Raw genomic sequence first — 7,284 nt, forward strand, 5'->3', positions numbered from 1 at the left:
GGCCGCACGAGCCCGGCGAGCGGCTGCGGGCGGCGCTCGTCGACGCGGGCCTGGACGAGGCGGGCGCGCGGGTGGCGGCGCGGACGCTGCTGCACTTCGTGTTCGGCCACGTGCTCGACGAGCAGACTCACCTGCAGGCGGCCTCGCCGGGCGCGATCGGCGACGAGGTCGACGCCGACCGGGGCGCGGACGGACGCAGCTTCGAGCAGGGCCTGGACCTCGTGCTCGCCGGCGTGCGCGTCCACGTCAGCGCCCGGCGCTGACGGTGCCCGCTCCCTGAGCGCGTCGAACGGGGCTTCGACAGGCTCGGCCAGCGGGCGGAGCGTCAGGCGCTGAGCGCCGCGGCCGGCTCGGCGTAGGGCAGGTCGACCCACGCCGCCACGCCGCAGGCGGTGCACGTCACGGTGCCCGCCAGCTCGTCGGGAAGCTCGACGTCGAAGCCGCAGTCCTCGCAGACCAGGACCAGGCCGATGCGGATGTCGCTCATGCCTCCACCGTAGGAACGACCACCGACAGAACCGGGACCCCGGCCCGGCGTGTCGTCACCACGAGACGTGGAGCGGGCGTCCCTCGTCGTAGCCGGCGCTGCTCTGCAGGCCGACGACGGCGCGCTCGTGGAAGTCCGCGATCGTCCGGGCGCCGGCGTAGGTGAAGCTGGAGCGGACGCCCGCGGTGATGCCGTCGAGCAGGTCCTCGACGCCGGGACGCTCGGGATCCAGAAACATCCGCGAGGAGCTGATGCCCTCCTCGAACAGCGCCATGCGGGCCCGGTCGAAGCCGGCGGCGTCCTTGGTGCGGTTCGAGACGGCGCGGGCCGAGGCCATGCCGAACGACTCCTTGTAGGCGCGGCCGTCGGAGCCGACCAGCAGGTCGCCGGGGCTCTCGTACGTGCCCGCGAACCACGAGCCGATCATGACGCTCGCGGCACCGGCGGCCAGGGCGAGGGCGACGTCGCGCGGGAACCGCACGCCGCCGTCGGCCCACACGTGCGCGCCCAGCTCGCGGGCGGCGGCCGCGCACTCGAGCACGGCCGAGAACTGCGGACGTCCGACGCCGGTCATCATCGGGTGGTGCACATGCGCCGGCCGACGCCGACCTTGACGATGTCCGCGCCGGCCTCGACCAGGTCGCGCGCGCCGGCGGCGACGTCGACGTCCTGCTCACGCACGCGCCCCCGCTCGGCCTCGGCGACGAGTCCGACCCGTGCCACGTGGGCGTCGAGGCGATGCACGAGGTGCTGGCCGACGTCGAGCCGACCTGGCAGCTGCACGGGCACGTCCACCCGTACGGCCACCCGCGTCCGGACCGCGCGGTCGGCCGCACGACGATCCGCAACGTCGTGCCCTGGACGCTCATGGACATCACCCCGCGCGACGCCCACGTCGAGATGATCCACGCCCTGCGGAGGGTCGGCTGACCATGCCCGTGCGGGACACCGGATCACCTCGCGCGGACGCCGAGAACGACTTCCTGCGCGCGCGGCGCCACCAGGTGCTGTCGGCGCTGGCCGGCTGGCTGCGCAACGACACCCACGACGTCGTCCAGACGCTGTCCTTCGACGAGGCGGTCGACGCGCTCGGCCGCCGGGGCGAGTCGTACCGCGGCACCCAGGTCATCCCGCTCGACGCGATCATCGGCTCGGTCGACCGCATGCGCGACTTCGACCGGCGCTTCCGGCCCACGTCCAGCAAGAGCCGGCAGCGCTGGGAGCGGCTGGCCCGGGCGAGCCGCACGGGCGAGACCATCCCGCCGATCGACGTCTACCAGCTGGGCGACTACTACTTCGTGCGCGACGGCCACCACCGCGTCTCGGTGGCCCGGGCGCTGAACCTCGAGGTCATCGAGGCCAACGTCACCGAGGTGCTGACGATGCTGTCGCCGGTGGAGTTCAGCCGCCGCGAGCAGCTCGAGCGCAAGAACTGGCGGCGCATCTTCCTCGAGCGGGTGCCGCTCAGCCGTGAGCGGCGCTCGCACATCGAGGTCGCCGACCCCGTGCACTACGGCTGGCTGGCCGAGATGGTCGAGGCCTGGGGGGCCCGGCTCATGCACGCCGAGGAGACCTACCTCGACCGCCCGACCATCGCCTCGCGCTGGTACGAGGAGGACTTCACGCCGGTCCTGGAGATGGTCGAGGAGGCCGGCGTCCGCGGCGCCGACGAGACCGAGGCCGACGCCTACATGCGCGTGTCGGGGGAGCGGTACCGGCTGATCCGCGAGCACGAGTGGAACCGCGACATCATGGCCCAGGTCAGCCGGCGCGGACGCCGGCGGCGCAAGACCGACGACCCGACCCGCCTGTAGCGGGCCGGGTCGCGCGGGTGGGACCGGTCAGTCGACGCGAGCGGTGAGGTTCTCGCCGGTCCTGGGGTCGAACACCTGGATCTTGCTGGTGTCGATCCACAGCTTCGCGGGCTGGCCGGCGCGCACCTGCGAGGTGGGCTCGAGCCGCGCGGTGACCTGCACCCCGCCGGTGCCCAGCTCGGCGCCGGTGTCGCGGGCCAGCTCGTCCAGGTCGCCGGACGACGTCTGCTGCGCGTCGACCGTGAAGTAGGCGAACACGTCCGAGCCCATCGACTCGACGAGGTCGACCGTCACGTCGGTGGTGCCGCCGCGGGCGGGGTCCGAGACGAGCGCGGCGTCCTCGAAGTGCTCGGGCCGCAGGCCGACGATGACCTCGCGGCTGGCGGCGTTGCTGGACTCGACCACCCGGCGCCGGTCGTCGGGCAGGGCCAGGTCGCCGAGCGGGCTGTGCAGCACCCCGCCGTCGAGCGTCGCCGGGATGAAGTTCATCGACGGGCTGCCGATGAAGCCGGCCACGAACAGGTTCGCCGGGTGGTCGTAGAGGAACGCCGGGCTGCCGACCTGCTGCACGACGCCGCCGCGCATGACGACGACCCGGTCGCCCAGCGTCATCGCCTCGGTCTGGTCGTGGGTGACGTACAGCGTCGTGGTGCCGAGCTTCTTCTGGATGCGCGAGACCTGCGTGCGCATCTGCACGCGCAGCTTGGCGTCCAGGTTCGACAGCGGCTCGTCCATGAGGAACGCCTTGGGCTGGCGGACGATGGCGCGCCCCATCGCGACGCGCTGGCGCTGGCCGCCGGACAGGTTGGCCGGGCGGCGCTCGAGGTGCTGGGTGAGCTCCAGCATCTCGGCGGCCTCGCCGACCTTCTGGCGGATGGTGTTCTTGTCCTCCTTGGCCAGGGTCAGCGGGAAGGCCATGTTCTCGAAGACGGTCATGTGCGGGTACAGCGCGTAGGACTGGAACACCATCGCGATGTCGCGGTCCTTGGGGGCGCGGTCGTTGACGACCTTGCCGTCGATGCGCAGCTCGCCGGAGGTGATGTCCTCCAGGCCCGCGACCATGTTGAGGGTCGTCGACTTCCCGCAGCCCGAGGGGCCGACGAGGATGATGAACTCCCCGTCGGAGATCTCGAGGTTGAAGTGGTCGACGGCGAGCGCACCGTCGGGGTAGCGCTTGACGACGTTGTCCAGGACGATCTCGGCCACGGTCGGCTCCTTGTGGTGGTCAGCCCTTGACGGCGCCGGACGTGAGCCCGGCGACGATGCGGCGCTGGAAGAACAGGACGAAGAGGATGATCGGGATGGTGATGACGACCGCGCCGGCGGCGATCGCCGCGGTCGGCTTCTCGAACGTCGTGGCGCCGGTGAAGTACGACAGCGCCGCCGGGACGGTGCGGGCGTTCGACGACGACGTCAGCGAGATGGCGAACAGGAAGTCGTTCCAGCACGAGATGAACACCAGGATCGCGGTGGTGAACACGCCAGGCAGGGCCAGCGGGGCGATGACCCGGCGGAACGCCTGGAAGGGCGTGGCGCCGTCCATCTTGGCCGCCTTCTCCAGCTCCCACGGGATCTCGCGGAAGAACGCCGACAGGGTGTAGATGCCCAGCGGCAGGGCGAACGTGATGTAGGGCAGGATCAGCCCGGGCCAGGTGTCGAACAGCCCGACGGCGGTCTCGATCCGGAACAGCGGCGTGACCAGCGCGATCTGCGGGAACATCGCGATGAGCAGCGAGACGCCGACGATGGACCGCTTGCCCGGGAACTCCAGCCGGGCGATCGCGTACGCCGCCAGCGTGGCGAGCACGAGCGCCAGGAACGTCGAGATCAGGCAGATGCCGATGGAGTTCACCAGCGCCCGCAGGAAGTCGTCGTTGCGGAAGATCTCGCGGTAGGCGTCCCAGGTCATGTCCCGCGGGAAGAAGTTGCCGTCGTTGAGCGTGCCGTCGGTCTTGAGCGACAGCGACACGATCCACGCGACCGGGATCAGCGCGTAGAGCAGGACGACGAGGTCGACCGCGGCCCACGCGGCCTTGCGACGGGGGGTCTCGACGGCGGTGCTCATCGCTTCTCCTCACTCGCGCCGGGGGCGGCGGCGCCGAACATCTTGACGAACACGAACGCGATGATCGCGATGGTCAGGAAGATGAGCACCGACATCGCCGACCCGATGCCGAGGTTGAGGCCGCGGATCAGGTTGTTGTAGGCGATGACCGACACCGACGAGGTGTCGTTGGCGCCGCTGGTCAGGACGAAGATGTTGTCGAAGATGCGGAAGGCGTCCAGCGCCCGGAACAGCAGCGCGACCAGGATCGACGGCTTGATCAGCGGAACGGTGACCCGCCAGAACCGCTGCCAGGCCGACGCGCCGTCCATGGACGCGGCCTTGAGCAGGTCCTCGGGCACGAGGGCCAGGCCGGCCATGAGCAGCAGGGCCATGAACGGCGTGGTCTTCCAGACCTCGCTGAGGATGATGATCCACAGCGAGCTCCACTGCTCGGTCAGCGGCGCGCCGTCACCGGCGAGCCAGCCGAGGCCCTGCGTCCAGGCGAAGCGCCAGCTGAACGCCGCGACCACGGTGACGATGGCGTAGGGCACCAGGGCCGCGGTGCGGACGAGGCCGCGTCCGACGATCGTGCGGTGCATGACCACCGCGAGCGCCATGCCGAGCGCCAGCTCGACGATCGTGCTCACGACGGTGATGAACATCGTGACGCCGAACGCCTGCCACCAGATGCCGCTGGACAGGACGGTGACGTAGTTGTCGAAGCCGATGAACTCGTTGGCGTCCGGCGTGCGCAGGTCGGCCCGGAAGAAGGACAGGTAGACCGCGTAGAGGATGGGGTAGGCGCAGACGACCAGCATCACGATGACGGCGGGGGCGCACAGCAGCAGCCCCAGCCGGCGCTCGGCGCGCTGGCCCTCGGTGAACCGCTGCTGGGCGACCTGGGCCTCCGCCTCGGCGCCCACCTGCGGCGGCAGCGTGGTGGTCACGGCAGGATCCCCTTTCCGTCGAGTGCCTGCTGGATGCCGTCACGCAGCGCGTCGGTCGTGGCGTCGGGGTCGATGGACCGCGGCGGCGACAGCGTGGACGACACGATGGTGGAGATGTTCTGGTACAGCGGCGTCACCGGACGCGGCACCGCGACCTGCAGCTCGGTGAGCATCTCCTGGTACTGCGGGAAGACCTCCTGGAACTCGGGGTTCTCGTAGAGCGCCTCGAGCGTCGGCGGCTCGCCGGAGACCTGCGCGTGCTGCAGCTGGTGCTTCTCCGAGCGCATGCACATGGCGGCGTCGTAGGCCTCGTCCGGGTGCTTGCTGTAGCTGCTGATGCCGAAGTTCATCCCGCCGAGCGTGGCGCGCGGCTCGTCGCCCTCGGCCACGGACGGGAGCAGGGCCCACCCCAGGTCGTCGGCGATCTCCTTGCTGCGCTCGTCGGTCTCGCCGGCGGTGCGCATGGCGCCCAGGACGTAGGGCCAGTTGATGATGAACGCGGCCTGGCCCTGCTGCATCGAGGCGAAGACCTCGGGCTCCTGGGCGTTGGACAGCGAGCGGCTGGCCAGGCCCGAGCTGGCCAGCTTCTTGAGCAGCGCCAGGGAGTCGGTGGTCTTCTCGTCGACCGTGACCTCGGTGGAGTCCTCGTTCACCAGCGTGCCGCCGAACGACGACAGGATGGTGTTGAACCCGACCACGAGACCCTCGTAGCGCGAGCCAGTGAAGCCGATCTCGTACGGCTTGCCCTCGTCCTTGAGCTGCTGGGCCATGTCGAACATCTGGTCCCAGGTCTTGGGCGGCTCCGGGACGAGCGACTTGCGGTACCAGAGCAGCTGGACGTTGGTGTGCTTCGGGATGCCGTAGAGCTTGTCCTTCCACTCCGCCGTGCGGATGGTCGGCTCGAGGGTGCCCTCGGTGACCTCCTGGACGCGGTCGCCCGTGATCTCGCGGATCCAGCCGGCCTCGGCGAACTCGGCGGTCCAGGTGACGTCCATGCCGAGGACGTCCATGCCGTCGTCGTGCGCGGCGAGGCGGCGCACGAGCTGCTCGCGCTGGCCGTCGGCGTCGCTGGGGACGAGGTTGCCGACGATCTTGTAGCGCCCGCCGGCCTCCTCGTTGCACTGGGCGATGATCTTGTCGAAGCCGGCGGCCGAGGCGCCGCCGTACAGGTTGATGACCGGCGTCCCGCCGTCGTCCCCGCCGGCGCAGGCCGCGAGGCCGGCGGCGACGAGGACGGCTCCGGCAGCGAGCCGAGCCCGTGTGGCGCGTGTCGTTCTCAAAGGTCCCTCCCCGAGGCCAAACGCTTCGTCGTGACCTGGGTCACGAACGCGTGGCCCGACGGTAGACCCGGAGCGGGGTCAGCGCCACACGAAGCGGCTCACCCGGCCAGCCAGGCCGTCACGTCGACCCCGAGGCGTCCGTCGGTGAGCGGCGCGCTGCTGACCAGAAGGTCCCCGGGCGGCAGGTCGACCGGTGCCCGGCCGAGGTTCGCGACCACCGTGGTCGCGGTGCCGTCGGCGCCGGTGACGCTGAACGCGACGACGTCCGGGCCCAGGTCGAGCCAGGTCAGCGACCCGGTGCCCAGGCCGCGCTCCTTCCGCAGCCGCAGCAGGGTGCGGTAGAGCTCGAGGGTGGAGCCGTCGACGCCGCGCTGGGCGTCGACGGCGAGCCGGCCGTACGACGCGGGCTGGGGGAGCCAGGAGCGTCCGGTGTCGTTGAAGCCGTAGGCCGGGGCGTCGGACTCCCAGGCCATCGGCACGCGGCAGCCGTCGCGGCCGACGTCGGCCGGCCCGAGCGGTGCCACGTCGGGTCCTGGCGGTGCTCGTGGGGCAGGTCGGTGACGTCGGGCAGGCCGAGCTCCTCGCCCTGGTAGACGTACGCCGAGCCCGGCAGCGACAGCATGAGCGTCGTGGCGGCGCGGCCCGGCGCAGGCCCAGCTCGGCGTCCGGCTGCTCGTGCTCGGGGCCGATGCCCGGGACGCGCGCGCGC

At 71.3% G+C, this 7,284-nt stretch carries 8 protein-coding genes and 2 pseudogenes; 3 read left to right on the top strand and 7 right to left on the bottom strand.

What is annotated here, in order from left to right; all coding sequences use genetic code 11:
- Positions 1-263: pseudogene (locus AC2W7G_RS06040) on the top strand (hypothetical protein); the annotation flags it as partial.
- Between the two features lie 62 nt (positions 264-325).
- Here the strand turns inward: AC2W7G_RS06040 and AC2W7G_RS06045 are convergent.
- Positions 326-487, bottom strand: a complete 162-nt coding sequence (locus AC2W7G_RS06045; protein ID WP_485867638.1) for a hypothetical protein — start codon at positions 485-487, stop codon at positions 326-328.
- A gap of 55 nt (positions 488-542) precedes the next feature.
- Positions 543-1,141: pseudogene (locus AC2W7G_RS06050) on the bottom strand (IMP dehydrogenase); the annotation flags it as partial.
- A 69-nt stretch (positions 1,142-1,210) separates the two neighbouring features.
- Between AC2W7G_RS06050 and AC2W7G_RS06055 the strand changes: the two are divergent.
- Both AC2W7G_RS06055 and AC2W7G_RS06060 read left to right on the top strand, forming a co-directional pair.
- Entirely contained in the window at positions 1,211-1,417 is a 207-nt protein-coding gene (locus tag AC2W7G_RS06055; protein ID WP_485867639.1) for a hypothetical protein, read from the top strand.
- 2 nt (positions 1,418-1,419) lie between these two features.
- Positions 1,420-2,301: a ParB N-terminal domain-containing protein gene (locus tag AC2W7G_RS06060; RefSeq protein ID WP_485867640.1), complete on the top strand. Its 882-nt coding sequence runs from the start codon at positions 1,420-1,422 to the stop codon at positions 2,299-2,301.
- A gap of 27 nt (positions 2,302-2,328) precedes the next feature.
- Here AC2W7G_RS06060 and AC2W7G_RS06065 read toward each other — a convergent pair whose 3' ends face one another.
- The 5 genes from AC2W7G_RS06065 to AC2W7G_RS06085 form a co-directional block, all read right to left on the bottom strand.
- Positions 2,329-3,507, bottom strand: a complete 1,179-nt coding sequence (locus tag AC2W7G_RS06065) for an ABC transporter ATP-binding protein (protein WP_485867641.1) — start codon at positions 3,505-3,507, stop codon at positions 2,329-2,331.
- 19 nt (positions 3,508-3,526) lie between these two features.
- A complete protein-coding gene (locus AC2W7G_RS06070; RefSeq protein WP_485867642.1) occupies positions 3,527-4,366 on the bottom strand; it encodes a carbohydrate ABC transporter permease in 840 nt (279 codons plus the stop codon).
- Positions 4,363-5,295 carry a carbohydrate ABC transporter permease gene (locus AC2W7G_RS06075; protein ID WP_485867643.1) on the bottom strand — a complete coding sequence of 311 codons (933 nt, stop codon included), beginning with the start codon at positions 5,293-5,295 and terminating at the stop codon, positions 4,363-4,365. The genes AC2W7G_RS06070 and AC2W7G_RS06075 overlap by 4 nt, the downstream gene beginning before the upstream one ends.
- Positions 5,292-6,575: an ABC transporter substrate-binding protein gene (locus AC2W7G_RS06080; RefSeq protein ID WP_485867644.1), complete on the bottom strand. Its 1,284-nt coding sequence runs from the start codon at positions 6,573-6,575 to the stop codon at positions 5,292-5,294. The genes AC2W7G_RS06075 and AC2W7G_RS06080 overlap by 4 nt, the downstream gene beginning before the upstream one ends.
- Before the next feature lie 98 nt (positions 6,576-6,673).
- On the bottom strand, positions 6,674-7,099 hold the full coding sequence (locus tag AC2W7G_RS06085) for an alpha-amylase family glycosyl hydrolase (protein ID WP_485867645.1): 426 nt from the start codon (positions 7,097-7,099) through the stop codon (positions 6,674-6,676).
- Between the last annotated feature and the right edge of the window lie 185 nt (positions 7,100-7,284).

This window comes from Aeromicrobium sp. PFPM2_SD2, from assembly GCF_057364525.1.

Coding starts and splice junctions, on each gene's coding strand:
- AC2W7G_RS06060 (WP_485867640.1), top strand. CDS start 1,420: ATGCCCGTGCGGGACACCGGATCACCTCGCGCGGACGCCGAGAACGAC.
- AC2W7G_RS06070 (WP_485867642.1), bottom strand. CDS start 4,366: ATGAGCACCGCCGTCGAGACCCCCCGTCGCAAGGCCGCGTGGGCCGCG.
- AC2W7G_RS06045 (WP_485867638.1), bottom strand. CDS start 487: ATGAGCGACATCCGCATCGGCCTGGTCCTGGTCTGCGAGGACTGCGGC.